The organism is Fonticella tunisiensis (assembly GCF_004364155.1).
Lineage (GTDB): Bacteria > Bacillota > Clostridia > Clostridiales > Caloramatoraceae > Fonticella > Fonticella tunisiensis.
The window spans coordinates 89620-104384 of record NZ_SOAZ01000001.1; the positions used below are offsets into that span (position 1 = coordinate 89620).

A 14765-nucleotide genomic window follows, 5' to 3' on the forward strand; every position below is an offset into this window, starting at 1 on the left:
TATTTATTTGATTTTATAAATAGCCTTGAAAAGGGGGCGTTTTAAAAATTTTTATATTAAGTGAACTAGCTTTGTTGTAGTTTGTCGACCAGAAAAACTGCTTCTGCATCATTGAACAATGGAATAAATAGCCATAAAAGTTATATAAATATATTGAGTTATAGTGTTTTTACCTTGAATGCAGTGCTATTTGCGTTTAAACAAGTTTATCAAGGGAGAGGAATAACAAAATGAAGGCCTTAATCAATGCAAATATCTATGACTTTGTGAGCTTTAGGGAAAACTGTTATATATTATTTGACTCCGAGATAAGGGAAACAGGAAACATGAAGGATTTTAAAGGAGCCGATGAGGTAATAGACTGTAGGGGATGTATAGTAATGCCGGGGCTTATTAACTGCCATACCCACATATACTCAATTTTTTCAAGGGGCATGTCAGTTCCATTTAATCCGAAAAACTTCAGGGATATACTGGAGCAGCTCTGGTGGAAATTGGACAGGCAGCTCGATAAGGAGGCCGTTTATTACAGCGGTCTTGTGTATGGAATTGACTGTATCAAAAATGGAGTTACGTCTTTAATCGACCATCATGCAAGTGGGCTTTGTATAAAAGGCTCCCTTGAGGAGCTTAAAAAGGCTATATGTGATGAATTGGGCATAAGGGGTATATTCTGCTTTGAAACAAGCGACAGATTTAACGTTGATGAGTGTATAGAGGAGAATATGGAATTTGCACGAAGGAGAACGGAATACCATGCAGGGCTCTTTGGGCTTCATGCTTCAATGAGCCTTAGCGATGAAAGCCTCAAAAAAATATCATCGAAGATTGAAAGCCTGCCAGTACATATACATGTGGCAGAGAGCATGGATGATGTAGATGACTGTATTGAAAAATACAATAAAAGGATAGTTAATCGTCTTGAAGATTTTGGTCTTTTGAATAAAAACTCCATCCTATCCCACTGCGTTCATTTAACAGAGGATGAGGCCAGGGTCATAAAAAACAGGGAATGCTTTGTAGCACTTAATCCAACCTCAAATATGAACAATGCAGTTGGGCTTGGAGATTATGACATGCTAAGGAGAAACGGGGTTAAATGTTTGATTGGAAACGATGGACTGGGTGCTAATTTAACAAGGGATTATTTAAACATCGTTTTTGCCATGAGAAACAGGCTTAAAAGTCCGATAAAATTCAGTCTTGACGATTTAATACAAATTATACGGAACGGGTACGAATATGTAGGCAAAATATTAAATATAAAAATAGGAAGAATTAAAAAAGGGTATAAGGCAGATATTGTAGCGCTTCCATATATCCCTCCTACTCCCATGGACGGGAATAATGCTTCAGGGCATATGTTCTTTGGAGTATTTGACAATTTCCGTCCAAAGGATGTGTGGATTTCCGGGAAGCAGTTGCTAAGGAACTATAAACCAATCTTTAACGAAGAAAGTATCTTTTCAAAGGCAAAGGAAGAGTCACTTAAGGTCTGGGGAAGGGTTAATAAAAATTGAGGGGGGAGTGTCAATGGATTTAAGTACTAATATTGCGGGCATAGAGCTTAAAAACCCTCTGATGCCGGCATCGGGTCCTCTGGTTGGAAGCTATGAAAAGATTATGGCCATTGAAAAATTTGGAGTGGGCTGTATGGTTGGCAAGACCATATCCATTAAGGGGGCGAAGGTACCCAGGCCCTGTATTTATGGAAACAGGGACAGCATAATGAACGCCGAGCTGTGGTCTGAATATCCATTTGAACACTGGCTTGAAAACATACTGCCAGGGCTAAAAAGGGATTTAAAAATACCCCTTATCCTTAGCGTTGGATATACAAAGGAGGAGATGAAGGTTTTAATACCTGCCCTGAATGGTTATTGCGACGCCTTTGAGGTATCGACCCACTACGTTGGAAAGGACTTATCGATAATAGGAGAAACGGTTAAAACAATAACGAATCTTACAGATAAACCGGTATTTATGAAGATAAGCCCACACATACCGGATCCTGTGGCCTTTGCCCGGGTGGTAAGGGATAATGGGGCAAAGGGAGTTGTGGCTATAAATTCATTGGGGCCTGCCATGAAGATCGATGCAGGAAGAAGAAGGGTGCTCATTGGAAATGAAATGGGAGTGGTTTGGACTTCGGGGCCTGTTATAAAACCCCTTGCACTTGCAGTAGTAAACAGAATTAAAAGTTCAATGCCTGATTTTACGGTGATTGGAACTGGAGGGATTGCAAATGCAGAGGATGTTGTCGAATTTTTACTTGCCGGGGCTGATGCTGTTCAGATGCTGTCCGCAGCTATGCTCAAGGGGAAAGACTTATATGAGAAAATCATAAAGGATCTTCCATCAGTGCTTAGAAGGTTGAACTTTTCCAGCGTAAAGGAGGTTATTGAAACTCCGCTCCAAAGGGGAGAAGTAAAGTATAATGCTGACCATCCTGTAGTAGATAAGAACAGGTGTATATTATGCAAAACATGCGAGAAGGTATGTCCATATTTTGCAATAGACGTGTCTACAAAAGTAAGCGTAGATAATAATAAATGTTTTGGATGTGGGCTTTGCGAATCAAGGTGTCCAACAAAGGCTATAAGTGGAGTGCTTTAAATAAAGTTTATCTGGAAGGAGATGATGTTTTTGAATATAAAGAAGTATTTGCGTCCTTTAAATATAGATGAAGCCTACGGACTGCTTCAGAGCAAAAATGCAGTCATAATCGGTGGAGGGGCTTTTTTAAATCTTGGAAATAGAGAAGTAGAAACCGCCATAGACCTGTCAAAACTTAACCTAAATTTTATTGAAGAAAAGAATGGGGAATTTTTGATTGGAGCAATGACAACGCTTAGAAAGCTGGAGACGAGTAGTTTTGCTAAAGAAAACTTTGATGGTGTAATTACAAAGACATTATCCTGTATCATGGGAGTGCAGCTTAGAAATACTGCAACCATTGGTGGTTCTGTATATGGAAGATATGGATTTTCCGATATCATAACAACATTTCTTGCACTGGATGCAGAGGTTGAGCTTTGTAATGGAGGTAAGATGAGCCTTGAGAAGTTCCTTGAAGAGAAAATAGACAGGGATATACTTCTTAAAATAAGTATTAAAAAGGATAACAGAAAGGCAGCTTATATAAATATGAGAAATAGCTCTGCAGACTTTTCTTTAATAAATGTAGCTGTAGCAATGAAGGATAACCGATTCAGAATTTGCGTGGGAGCAAGGCCAAAGAGGGCAAAGGTAGCTTATGAGGCAATGAGCTTTATAAACAGCAGTGAAGTAAACGAAGAAACTGCCTTAAGGGCAGGGGAGATCGCATCAACTACGCTCCAGTTTGGAGGCGATATAAGGGCTTCTGCCGAATACAGAAAAGAGCTTTGTAAAGCATTAGTTAAGAGGGCCATTATGGAGGTGATACAGTGAAGATAAATCTGAAAATCAATAATATAAATAGGGACATAGATGTGGAGCCAGGGGAAGTCCTCTATGACGTTTTAAGAAGGTGTGGTTTTACAAGCATTAAAAAGGCCTGTGGAACATCTTCCTGCGGAGTATGCACTGTACTTCTTGATGGCATGCCTGTTCCGTCGTGTTCATATCTTGCAGTAAAGGCTGATGGTCACAATATAACCACCATAGAAGGTATTAAGGAGGAAGCGGACAGAATAGGAAAGTTTATGGTTGAAGAGGGAGCTGTTCAGTGCGGCTTCTGCTCACCGGGATTTTTATTAACAGTTATTGCAATGGAGAGGGAGATTGAAAATCCCGATTCCCAAGGTATTAAAAACTATCTTGCAGGAAACCTGTGCAGATGTTCAGGGTATGAGGGACAGCTAAGGGCTGTTAAAAAGTATATGGGGGTGTCTGAATGAAGGAAGTGAACAAATCCGTTCCAAAGAAGGATGGTATGGGATTAACGGTTGGAAAGCCGGCCTATACCGAAGATCTGGCACCTCAAAATGCCTTAACTGTAAAGGTGCTTAGAAGCCCATATCCCTTTGCAAGGATAAAGAATATAGATACTGAAAAGGCTGAGAAGCTGAAGGGCGTTAAATGTGTTTTAACATATAAAAACGTTCCGAGAAACATTGTTACAAGGGCGGGTCAGGGATATCCGGAGCCATCCCCACATGATAAATTCATACTGGATGAGTATGTAAGATATATAGGAGATGAAGTTGCAGCGGTAGCTGCCGAGGATGAAGTGACGGCAGTTGAAGCCTTAAAGCTTATAGAGGTTGAATATGAAAAGCTTGAACCGGTGCTGGATTTTGAAAGGGCCGAGGGCCATCCTTCCATTATACATCCTGAAAAGGAAGCACACGAGATGTTTCCAACGGGCTTTAACCCATCTAAAAACATTGCAGCAGAATACCATATGAGCTTTGGAGATTTGGATAAAACCCTCAAAAAATGTGATTATGTGGTCAGTGAAAGATACTACACCCAGGCACAAAATCACACTGCAATGGAAACACACTCATCCTTTGCGTATGTGGATATTAATGGAAGGCTAAATATAGTGTCCTCCACCCAGACCCCCTTCCATGCAAGAAGAATTGTTGGAGAGGCCCTGGGGCTGCCTCTTGATAAAATCCGTGTTATAAAGCCAAGAATAGGCGGAGGCTATGGAGGAAAGCAGGCACTTCACGGGGAGTTTTTAGTAGCTCTTGTTGCATTGAGGACTGGAAGGTCTGCAAAGCTTATATACACAAGGGAAGAGGTTTTTGAAGCAACATATACAAGGCATCCAATGAGAATAGATGTGACAATCGGAGCGGATAAGGATGGGAACATCAAGGCTATAGATATGGAAATACTGTCAAACACAGGAGCCTATGCCGAACATGCCTTAACTGTGTTCATGGTGGCAGGTTCCAAGACCCTTCCACTTTATAACAAGGCAGAGGCAGTGAGGTTTGGAGGAAAGGTTGTCTATACAAACCATACACCTGCGGGAGCTTTTAGAGGATACGGAGCTGTTCAGGGAAATTTTGCACTGGAGGCTACAATTGATAAACTTGCCTTGGCGGTGGGAAAGGATCCTGTGGAGTTTAGAGTTCAGAACATGATTAAAGAAGGTGAAACATCACCTGTATTTAAAATAATGGGAGAAGGTACAGAGGGCGTTGATATGACTGTTGACAGCTGCAAGCTTGAGTACTGTGTAAAAAGAGGTATGGAACTGTGCGGATGGAAGGATAAATATCCTCGAAAACAGATAGGCAAAAACAAAGTTAGGGGAATAGGAAGTGCCATTGCCATGCAGGGTTCTGGAATACCATGTATTGATATGGGCTCGGCGGTTATTAAATTAAATGACGGCGGCTTTTTCAACCTAATGGTTGGAGCTACGGATATAGGTACAGGAAGCGACACAATATTGGCCCAGATAGCTGCAGAAGCCTTAGGAGTTTCAACTGATAAAGTTGTTGTATATTCATCCGACACAGATTTAACCCCATTTGACTGCGGTGCCTATGCGTCAAGCACCACCTACGTTTCAGGAAACGCTGTTTACAGGGCAGGAAGGAAAATGAAGGGTTTAATTGAGAAAGCCGGCGCCGAAAGGTTTGGAGTTTCTAAAGATGAAGTTGAATTTGACGGTGAATTTATAAGGACAAAGGACGGAAGAAATTCAGTTTCCTTAAGTCAACTCTCAACGGAGCTTTACTATAGCAATAAACAAAAGCAGCTTATGGTTTGCGAATCCTTCTGTGGGGAGGTTTCACCACCTCCGTTTTTGGCAGGCTTTGCTGAGGTTGAGGTGGATTTGGAAACAGGTAAAGTGGATTTAATAGATTATACAGCTGTGGTTGACTGTGGAACACCCATAAATCCAAACCTTGCCCGTATACAGATTGAAGGCGGCCTTGTGCAGGGGATAGGAATGACTATGTTTGAAGGTGTAAAGTATGGTGAAAACGGAAAGCTTTTAACCAATAACTTCCTTCAGTACAGAATTCCAAGCAGAAAGGATATAAATAAGCTTACCGTTGAGTTTGCTGAAAGCTATGAACCGTCGGGGCCATTTGGTGCAAAATCCGTAGGGGAAATAGGAACAGATACCCCCCCTGCGGCTATAACCAATGCAATATATAATGCCATTGGTGTTAGAGTAACCAAACTTCCTGTTACACCGGAGTATATTTTAATGGAGCTCAAAAAGAAGATGAAATAAAGTATGGGGGAAAGGATACTATGGGGGTTGAGGGGATAATACTTGCTGCAGGGCTTTCTTCAAGGGCTAAAACATATAAGATGACTCTGATTTTAAATGGCAGGACAATAATAGAAAACACCATAGAAGGCATGCTTCCCTTTTGTGAAAGGATAATACTTGTTGGAGGATACAAAATAGAAATGCTTGAACCCATTGCTAAAAGGTATGACAGGGTATTGCTTGTCTTTAATGAGAACTACAAAGATGGCATGTTCAGCTCTGTAAAAAAGGGAATTGGCCTTGTTAAAGAGGAAAGGTTTTTCTTCACCCCCGGGGACTACCCCCTTATATCGCAGGATGTATACAGGGAGCTTTTAAAGCATGATGATAAAATCGTCATACCAACATTTCAGGGAAGAAAGGGACATCCAGTTTTCTTTAATGGCAGTGTAAAGGATGAAATCTTAGAGGAGGGAAGGTATTTAAGCCTAAGGGATTACATAGGAAACAGTGAACCGGTATTTGTGCCTGTAGACTGCAGGGGGATATTGATGGATGTTGATACAATGGAGGATTACGAAAACATATTGTCGTGGTGCATCAAGGGGGTGAAATGATGGAATTTAACATAAGTCAGTCGGTTAGGCGTGAGGATGTGCCGGATAAAATAGCCGGCATTGCCAAATATATAGGGGACTATAAATTTAAAGACATGCTTTATGCGAGGACATTAAGATCAACAGAAGCTAGAGCAATTATTAAAAATATAGTTTTCCCAAAACTTCCAGATGGGTACTGCATAGTAGATAAAGGAGATGTTCCCGGAAGGAACAGGGTTAAGATTATAGACTATGATATGCCCTTTTTTGCAGATGGGGTTGTAAACTACATAGGCGAGCCAATTGCTTTGGTTGTGGGTAAGGATAAAAGGGTAATAGAGAGCATTCTCTCACAGATTAGGGTGGAATATCAAAGGATTGAACCCATACTCTCCGTTGAAGATGGATTAAATGCTGAAAAGCCCATATTTGGTGATAACAATTGTTTTTCTGACTATACCATTTCAAAGGGAGATATGGTTTCTGCAAAGAGAAGGGCAAAGTTTGTTTATGAAGGGGAGTATGAAACGGGCTACCAGGAACAGTTCTATCTTGAACCACAGGGTATGATAGGAGTATATGAAGAGGGAAAGGTTTCAATATATGGCTCAATTCAGTGTCCGTATTATGTCAAAAATGCCGTAGAAGAATGCCTCGGTTTTGAACCGTATAGAGTAAGAATTGTTCAGACAACTACTGGAGGAGGCTTTGGAGGCAAAGAGGATTATCCATCCCTTATTGGTGGTCAGGTTGCCTGTGCAGCCCTAAAGACAAAAAAGCCTGTCTGCTTGATATTTGAAAGAAACGAGGATATAGAAGTTACAACTAAAAGGCACCCTTCAAAAATAAGGCTCAAAAGCTATATAGATGAAAATTACAGGGTTTTGGGAATGGAAGGGGATATTGTACTTGATGCAGGAGCCTATTCCGGCCTGTCAAGCGTTGTACTTCAAAGAGCCATGTTTGCATCAGCAGGGGTATACAATATAGAAAACCTGGTTGTCAGGGGAAGGGCAGTGGCCACAAATAAAGTTGTAAGCGGAGCCTTTAGAGGCTTTGGAGCACCCCAGGCCTTCTTCGCCATAGAAATGCATATGGAGCATATAGCCAGGGAATTGGGTATAGATCCATTTGAGTTTAAGCTCAGTAATATACTCAGACAGGGAGACAGGTCTACTACAGGCGGGCTTTACAGAGACAGAATACTTCTTCCTGAGATGGTGAACAGGGTTATTAAAATGTCATCATTAGAGGAAAAGAAGAAGGCCTTTAAAGAGAAAAGAAAAATTGGAAAGCTAAATGGCATAGGCCTTTCAATGTTTTTTCATGGGGGAGGTTTTACAGGAAGTGGTGAGAGGGACCATATAAAGGGAAGGGTCAGGCTTGTAAAGGATGATAAAGGGTATGTTGAAATACTTGTTTCAAATGTAGAAATGGGCCAGGGAGCTGGAACAACCCTTAGAAAAATAGCTGCAAAAACCCTTGAAGTACCCCTTAGCAAAATAATTTTCAATAATCCCGATACTGACAGGGTGCCTGATTCAGGTCCAACAGTTGCGTCAAGAACAACTGTAATAGTTGGAAAGCTTGTACAGGAAGCTTCCGAAAAGTTAAAGGAAAGATGGAGTGAGGACAGGGTTGAGGTTGAGGTACAGTATAAATATCCTGAAGGGTTTTATTGGGATAATGACAGGTTTGAGGGGGATGCCTATACTTCATATTCCTGGGGAGTAAACGCTGTGGAGGTTGAAGTGGATCCGACGACCTGTGAAGTTAAAATAAATGGAGTATGGGCGGTATTTGATATAGGGAGCGCCATAGATGAGAGAATCGTAAAGGGACAAATAGATGGAGGAATCGTTCAGGGGCTTGGATATGCCAGCATAGAGGTTATGGAGGACAGGTCAGGAAAGATAATGCAGAGAAAAAGCACGGACTATACAATTCCCACATCAATGGACGTTCCGGAAATAAAAAGCGAGCTTATGTGTGAGCCATACGGTGGAGGGCCCTTTGGAGCCAAAGCCCTTGGTGAGTTAACCCTTGTTGGAGCAGCTCCAGCCTATGCACTGGCTATTGAGGATGCACTTGGGGTTAAAATAAATAAAATACCTGTAAGGCCGGAACACCTTATGGAGGTGGTTCAAAATGGAAAATAAAATAAGGTTTACATTGAACTTTAAAACTGTTGAGATATCTGCAAGTCCACTGAAAAGGCTTTTGGATGTATTAAGGGAAGACTTCTCATTAACTGGGACAAAGGAAGGCTGTGGAGAAGGTGAGTGCGGAGCCTGCTCAATAATAGTAGATGGAGAGCTTGTAAACTCCTGCCTCTATCCTGTTGGAAGGGTGGAAGGGAAGGAGGTACTTACAATAGAGGGCTTTAGGAGTACACCTGAATTTGAAGTGTTAAGGGAAAGCTTTGAGGAAGCAGGGGCCGTGCAATGTGGATTCTGCACACCGGGAATGATTATGGCCGCAGAGTTCCTTTTAAGGAAATATCCACACCCAACTGAAGAACAGATAAGGAAAGGTATATCGGGGAACCTGTGTAGATGCACAGGCTATGACATGATAGTAAAGGCAATTAAACTGGCCTCTGAAAGAGGTGATGGATTATGGTAAAGGTATACAGGCCTTCAAACCTTAAAGAAGCACTTGAGATAATATCCTCTGAAAAATGTACTTTGTTTGCAGGTGGCACAGACCTTATGGTAAAGGGAAAGAGTTGGTCAGGCTTGGAACCTTCCTTTGACAGGCCTGTAGTGTTCATATCGGATCTGGATGAACTAAGGAAGATTAAAATAAATGAATTTTTTTTAACCATAGGAGGAGCCTGTACTTTTACACGGATAATTGATAATAGTCAGATACCTGATTTTATAAAAGAAGCATTTATCATGATAGCTTCTCCAGGCATCAGAAACATGGCAACAATAGGTGGAAATATATGCAACTCCTCACCTGCGGGGGACTGCCTGCCTCTTTTATATGCCATGGATGCATCCGTTGTTTTGGAGAGCATCTACGGAAGGCGTGAAGTTAATATTGAAGACTTTATACTTGGACCCGGGAAAAATGTAATAGGATGGAATGAGATTTTAACGGAAGTCAGGATTCCTACAAAGAATTTCAAAATCAGAGCCTACAGGAAGGTAGGGACAAGAAAATCAACAGCCCTTTCAAAGGTTTCATTTGCAGGCCTTGCTGAAATTGAAGGAGAAGAGCTCAAAGATATAAGGTTTGCCTTTGGCGCAGTAGGTCCTACTGTAGTGAGGAGCAGGCGTATTGAAAAGAAAATTGTAGAGATGGTAAGTGAGAAGAAACTGGAAGTTGGTGAAATAAAAAAGATGTACGGCAGCATCATTAAACCCATAGATGACCAGAGGTCTACGGCAAACTATAGAAGGGAAGTGTGCCTTAGGTTTGTGGAGAATTTTTTGATGTCATGTAAATGGAGGTGAATACATAGTGGATATGTATGAAGAAGTATGTAAAATGAAGAAAAACAGGCAGCAAGGAGTTTTAATAACCTGTGTGGATAGAAAAGGACAGGGCCCTTCAACCGTCGGGAAAAAGATTCTATTATATTCTACCGGGGAATTCAAGGGCACCATCGGAGGGGGAGAGCTTGAATATCTTGCCCTTCAGAAGGCGAAGGATCTTTTAAAGGAGCAAAGGAGCACCATACAGAGCTATGACTTTACGGGTGGAAAGGGAAAAGGTGATTCCATAAGCATAAACATGATATGTGGAGGTATTGTAACCCTTTACTTTGAATATATTGGATTAAGACCAGACGTTTATATATTTGGAGCAGGACATGTTGGAAAATGCATATCGACTATGCTGGCGGGACTTGATTATAGAGTTGTTATTATTGACGACAGAGGGCAAAGGCCTGAAAATATGCCAGAAAACCAGGAGTTTTACTGCGGAAATTATTCTGAAATAATAAGGGGGCTGGATTTTGGTGATGACTGCTTTATTGTTGTTGCAGCCTATAACCATGATTTAGAGTATGAAGTTTTAAGGGGTATTTATGAGAAGGGTTGTAAGCCTTCATATATCGGGCTTTTGGCATCGAAGAACAAGGCCTCATATATGGTAAAAAGGCTTAGGGAAGAGCTTGGTGGAGAGCTGGATTTTGGCATGCTCTATGCACCTGTAGGACTTGATATTGGGGGGACGTCCCCTCAGGAAATAGCCATATCTATAGTTTCGGAAATACAGGCTTTAAGATATAAAAAGGAAGGGCAAAAACACATGACAGCCGACTGGGCATAATATCCTGATAGGCGGTAGAGGAGTATGAGAACAGTAATTAAAAATGGAAGAATAGTAACTGCTTCCGATGACTTTGAAGGAGACATATATATAGAGGACGGAATTATTAGAGAGATAGGGGTGGGTCTTAAGAAAGATTCTGATATTTTAGTTGATGCCAAGGGTAAAATAGTAGTCCCCGGCGGAGTAGATGCCCACACCCATTTTAACCTCCATACCGGTAGTGCCGCAGCGAGGGATGATTTTTATACGGGCACTGTAGCTGCTGCCTGTGGTGGAACAACCTGCATTATCGATCACATGGGTTTTGGCCCGTCGGGATGCAGACTCGACCATCAACTTAACGTGTACCACGGCTATGCAAAGGGAAATGCGGTTGTAGATTACAGCTTTCATGGGGTGGTACAGCATGTGGATGAGAGCATATTAAATCAGCTAATAGAGATGATATCCTTCCATGGGATACCAAGTTTTAAGATATATATGACCTATGATTATAGAGTGAAGGATGATGATGCATTAAGGTTTATGGAAAGGCTTAAAGGCCTGGGTGGAATTACTGCTGTCCATGCAGAGAACCATGAAATTATAAATTATTTAAGGTATAGGTTTGTAAAGGAAGGAAAGACCTCTCCTTTATATCATGCCCTAAGCAGACCGAAGGAGTGCGAGGGAGAGGCTATTAATAGAATAATAGAAATTGCCAAAATGGCCGGGGATGCGCCGCTGTATATAGTACACCTGACAACCTCAGTGGGGCTTAAATATATAGAGGAAGCACGAGACTGTGGGCAAAGTGTGTACGCAGAAACATGTCCACAGTACCTTCTTCTTAGTGAAGAAAAATACAGGGAAGATAATAATGAAGGGCTTAAATATATTATGAGCCCCCCGCTTAGAAGCAAAGGGGACAATGAATCTTTGTGGAATGGCATTCAAAGAGGATATATACAGGTTATTGCAACGGATCACTGCCCATTTCACTTTGAAACCGACAAGCAGCTTGGAAGGGACGACTTTACAAAATGCCCCAACGGAGCACCAGGTGTAGAAGAGAGAATGCCACTCATCTTTTCAGAGGGAGTAGTGAAGGGAAGAATCTCAATAAACAAATTTGTGGAGGTATGCTGTACAAATCCAGCAAAGATATTTGGTCTCTATCCTAAAAAAGGAACCATAGCCCCGGGAAGCGATGGAGATATAGTAATAATTGACCCCGACAGAAGGGTAAAACTGACTCAAGGTATTCTGCACAGCAACGTTGACTATACAGCCTATGAGGGATTTGAACTTAAGGGATATCCGGTTATGACAATATCAAGGGGAGAAATTATAGCGAAGGATTACGAGTTTGTAGGAGAAAAGGGAAGAGGCAGGTTTATTAAGAGAAAGACTGTATTTAATAATAAACATTTTTGCCTATAGATGGAAGTTACATTGCGGGAGTAATGTTAGATTAATCAAAGGAGGGAGATATCTTGTCACATGACTATAGGGTGGAGGAGATATTAAGGCTTTCACAAAAGTATGTACCGGAGATGACGAAGTTTTTAAGGGATATGATAGCAATACCCAGTGAAAGCTGCAGGGAGGAAAGGGTTATACAGAGGATAAAGCATGAAATGGAAAAAGTTGGATTTGACAGGGTTGAAATTGACCCTATGGGAAATATATTTGGCAGTATAGGACACGGCAAACATATAATTGCCATGGATGCACATATAGATACAGTCGGAATCGGTGATTTGGAGCTTTGGAATTATGACCCATATGAGGGTTTTGAGGATGATAGGATAATACTTGGCAGAGGGGCCAGCGACCAGAAGGGCGGCATGGCTGCCATGTTATATGCAGGAAAGATAATTAAGGATTTAAACCTTGAGGATGATTATACTTTGATAGTAACAGGCACCGTTCAGGAGGAAGACTGCGATGGCCTGTGCTGGCAGTACATAATAAATGAGGACAAAATAAAGCCGGAATTTGTAGTTATAACAGAACCAACCTCATGCAATATTTACAGGGGGCAGAGAGGAAGAATGGAGATAAAGGTTACAACCCACGGGGTAAGCTGCCACGGTTCCGCACCTGAAAGAGGAGAAAACGCAATATTTAAAATGGCACCTATACTTGATGAATTAAAGGAGCTTGGGGAAAAACTTGGATATGATGAATTTCTTGGAAAGGGCACCCTTACGGTTTCTGAAATATTCTTCTCTTCGCCTTCGAGGTGTGCAGTCGCGGACAAATGTACAATCTCAATAGATAGGAGGCTTACTGCAGGGGAAACATGGGAGATGGCCATTGAGGAGATAAGAAATCTTCCATCGGTTAAATCCTCCGGTGCAGAGGTTTCCATGTACAGCTATGAAAAGCCATCATACACAGGACTTGTTTATCCTACGGAATGCTATTTCCCAAGCTGGGTTATACCCGGGGATCATGTATGCTGCAAAACCCTTGTGGACTGCTACAAAAGGCTGTTTAAGTCAGAGCCGGTAGTTGATAAATGGACTTTTTCAACAAACGGGGTATCCATAATGGGAAGATACAACATACCCTGCATAGGATTTGGCCCAGGGCACGAAGATCAGGCACATGCGCCAAATGAAAAAAACTGGAAGGATGAGCTTGCAAAATGTGCAGCTATGTATGCCCTCATACCACTGGTGTATGTGAATGAATATTGTAAATAAATTCATATGGGGAGGAGTTTGATATGCAAACAATATTCAGGGGGAGACATTTTATTACCCTTCAGGATTATACTAACGAAGAAATAGAAACCATGCTAGATGTTTCAATGGATTTAAAAAGAAAGTTTGCCATGGGGGTGGATACACCATATCTACTCCGCAAGACCATATTTTTGATGTTCTTCGAGCAGTCAACAAGAACGAGAAACTCCATGGAGGCTGGGATAGCACAGTTAGGTGGACATGCGAACTACCTTGACACAAGCACAATGCAGATTTCCCATGGGGAAAGTGCAAAGGATACTGCTGTCATACTTTCAAGGTTTGGCCATGGTATAGCATGTAGAAACTGCTTCTGGGGAGTTGGAAACAAATACTTAAGGGAGATGGCCAATTATTCAACTGTTCCTGTTATTAATCTTCAATGTGACCTATATCATCCGATGCAGGGACTTGCTGATTTGATGACCATAGTTGAAAAATTCAAGAATACAAGAAGGCTAAAGGTTTCTATAATATGGGCCTATGCTACAACCCATAAAAAGCCAATATCCGTGCCCGTAACACAGGTTCTTTTATTCCCAAGGTTCGGAATGGATGTGACGCTGGCATACCCTAAAGGATATGAGCTTCCAGAATGGGTTATAGCTCAGGCAAGGGATAACGCTGAAAAATACGGTGGAAGTCTTAAGATAACTCATGAAATGGAGGAAGCATATAGGAATGCAGATGTTGTAATTCCAAAGAACTGGGGCAACTGGGTAACCAACCCGGGCAAAGAAGTAATTGACTCCTTACTTGAAGCCAACAAGGAGTGGAAGTGTACTGAAAGGATGATGGAGCTCACAAACAAGGATTCAATATATATGCATGCCCTACCTGCTGACAGAAATAACGAAGTTGAGAATTCCGTAATCGATGGGCCCCACTCAGTAGTTTATGATGAGGCAGAAAACAGGCTTCACACTGCAAAGGCAGTAATGACGCTGCTTATAGGAGGAAAGTAGATGG

13 protein-coding genes are annotated in these 14765 nt (G+C 41.6%); all 13 read left to right on the forward strand.

All coding sequences use genetic code 11. The annotated features are described in order from the left end of the window. Positions 1 to 230 precede the first annotated feature (230 nt). Genes EDD71_RS00445 through EDD71_RS00505 form a run of 13 tightly spaced genes read left to right on the forward strand, consistent with a single transcriptional unit; the run spans position 231 to position 14761 of the window. On the forward strand, positions 231 to 1520 hold the full coding sequence (locus EDD71_RS00445; protein WP_133626782.1) for an amidohydrolase family protein: 1290 nt from the start codon (positions 231 to 233) through the stop codon (positions 1518 to 1520). 13 nt (positions 1521 to 1533) lie between these two features. After that, positions 1534 to 2616, forward strand: coding sequence for a 4Fe-4S binding protein (locus EDD71_RS00450; protein WP_133626783.1), 1083 nt, complete (start codon positions 1534 to 1536; stop codon positions 2614 to 2616). A 30-nt stretch (positions 2617 to 2646) separates the two neighbouring features. Then, positions 2647 to 3432, forward strand: a complete 786-nt coding sequence (locus EDD71_RS00455) for an FAD binding domain-containing protein (RefSeq protein ID WP_133626784.1) — start codon at positions 2647 to 2649, stop codon at positions 3430 to 3432. Further along, a complete protein-coding gene (locus EDD71_RS00460; RefSeq protein ID WP_133626785.1) occupies positions 3429 to 3881 on the forward strand; it encodes a (2Fe-2S)-binding protein in 453 nt (150 codons plus the stop codon). The genes EDD71_RS00455 and EDD71_RS00460 overlap by 4 nt, the downstream gene beginning before the upstream one ends. Continuing rightward, positions 3878 to 6190, forward strand: a complete 2313-nt coding sequence (locus EDD71_RS00465) for a xanthine dehydrogenase family protein molybdopterin-binding subunit (protein WP_133626786.1) — start codon at positions 3878 to 3880, stop codon at positions 6188 to 6190. The genes EDD71_RS00460 and EDD71_RS00465 overlap by 4 nt, the downstream gene beginning before the upstream one ends. A gap of 20 nt (positions 6191 to 6210) precedes the next feature. Further along, complete coding sequence (locus tag EDD71_RS00470; protein ID WP_133626787.1) at positions 6211 to 6789, forward strand: nucleotidyltransferase family protein; 579 nt, start codon at positions 6211 to 6213, stop codon at positions 6787 to 6789. Next, positions 6789 to 8930 (forward strand): xanthine dehydrogenase family protein molybdopterin-binding subunit, encoded by a 2142-nt coding sequence (locus tag EDD71_RS00475; RefSeq protein WP_133626788.1) that lies wholly within the window; start codon positions 6789 to 6791, stop codon positions 8928 to 8930. Before EDD71_RS00470 ends, EDD71_RS00475 begins: the two co-directional genes overlap by 1 nt. Continuing rightward, complete coding sequence (locus tag EDD71_RS00480; protein ID WP_133626789.1) at positions 8920 to 9396, forward strand: (2Fe-2S)-binding protein; 477 nt, start codon at positions 8920 to 8922, stop codon at positions 9394 to 9396. The genes EDD71_RS00475 and EDD71_RS00480 overlap by 11 nt, the downstream gene beginning before the upstream one ends. Further along, positions 9390 to 10235, forward strand: a complete 846-nt coding sequence (locus EDD71_RS00485; protein WP_133626790.1) for an FAD binding domain-containing protein — start codon at positions 9390 to 9392, stop codon at positions 10233 to 10235. The genes EDD71_RS00480 and EDD71_RS00485 overlap by 7 nt, the downstream gene beginning before the upstream one ends. Positions 10236 to 10248: 13 nt before the next feature. Then, on the forward strand, positions 10249 to 11058 hold the full coding sequence (locus EDD71_RS00490) for an XdhC family protein (RefSeq protein ID WP_243116353.1): 810 nt from the start codon (positions 10249 to 10251) through the stop codon (positions 11056 to 11058). A 24-nt stretch (positions 11059 to 11082) separates the two neighbouring features. Then, on the forward strand, positions 11083 to 12483 hold the full coding sequence (hydA, locus tag EDD71_RS00495) for a dihydropyrimidinase (protein ID WP_133626792.1): 1401 nt from the start codon (positions 11083 to 11085) through the stop codon (positions 12481 to 12483). 53 nt (positions 12484 to 12536) lie between these two features. Next, positions 12537 to 13754 carry a YgeY family selenium metabolism-linked hydrolase gene (locus tag EDD71_RS00500; protein ID WP_133626793.1) on the forward strand — a complete coding sequence of 406 codons (1218 nt, stop codon included), beginning with the start codon at positions 12537 to 12539 and terminating at the stop codon, positions 13752 to 13754. 23 nt (positions 13755 to 13777) lie between these two features. Next, positions 13778 to 14761: an ornithine carbamoyltransferase gene (locus EDD71_RS00505; RefSeq protein WP_133626794.1), complete on the forward strand. Its 984-nt coding sequence runs from the start codon at positions 13778 to 13780 to the stop codon at positions 14759 to 14761. Positions 14762 to 14765: the final 4 nt, after the last annotated feature.

What these genes read in the sequence shown, in the direction of transcription:
- EDD71_RS00505 (WP_133626794.1), top strand. Translation starts at nt 13,778, where the DNA reads ATGCAAACAATATTCAGGGGGAGACATTTTATTACCCTTCAGGATTAT.
- EDD71_RS00485 (WP_133626790.1), top strand. Translation starts at nt 9,390, where the DNA reads ATGGTAAAGGTATACAGGCCTTCAAACCTTAAAGAAGCACTTGAGATA.
- EDD71_RS00475 (WP_133626788.1), top strand. Translation starts at nt 6,789, where the DNA reads ATGGAATTTAACATAAGTCAGTCGGTTAGGCGTGAGGATGTGCCGGAT.
- hydA (WP_133626792.1), top strand. Translation starts at nt 11,083, where the DNA reads ATGAGAACAGTAATTAAAAATGGAAGAATAGTAACTGCTTCCGATGAC.
- EDD71_RS00445 (WP_133626782.1), top strand. Translation starts at nt 231, where the DNA reads ATGAAGGCCTTAATCAATGCAAATATCTATGACTTTGTGAGCTTTAGG.
- EDD71_RS00480 (WP_133626789.1), top strand. Translation starts at nt 8,920, where the DNA reads ATGGAAAATAAAATAAGGTTTACATTGAACTTTAAAACTGTTGAGATA.
- EDD71_RS00490 (WP_243116353.1), top strand. Translation starts at nt 10,249, where the DNA reads ATGTATGAAGAAGTATGTAAAATGAAGAAAAACAGGCAGCAAGGAGTT.
- EDD71_RS00450 (WP_133626783.1), top strand. Translation starts at nt 1,534, where the DNA reads ATGGATTTAAGTACTAATATTGCGGGCATAGAGCTTAAAAACCCTCTG.
- EDD71_RS00470 (WP_133626787.1), top strand. Translation starts at nt 6,211, where the DNA reads ATGGGGGTTGAGGGGATAATACTTGCTGCAGGGCTTTCTTCAAGGGCT.
- EDD71_RS00465 (WP_133626786.1), top strand. Translation starts at nt 3,878, where the DNA reads ATGAAGGAAGTGAACAAATCCGTTCCAAAGAAGGATGGTATGGGATTA.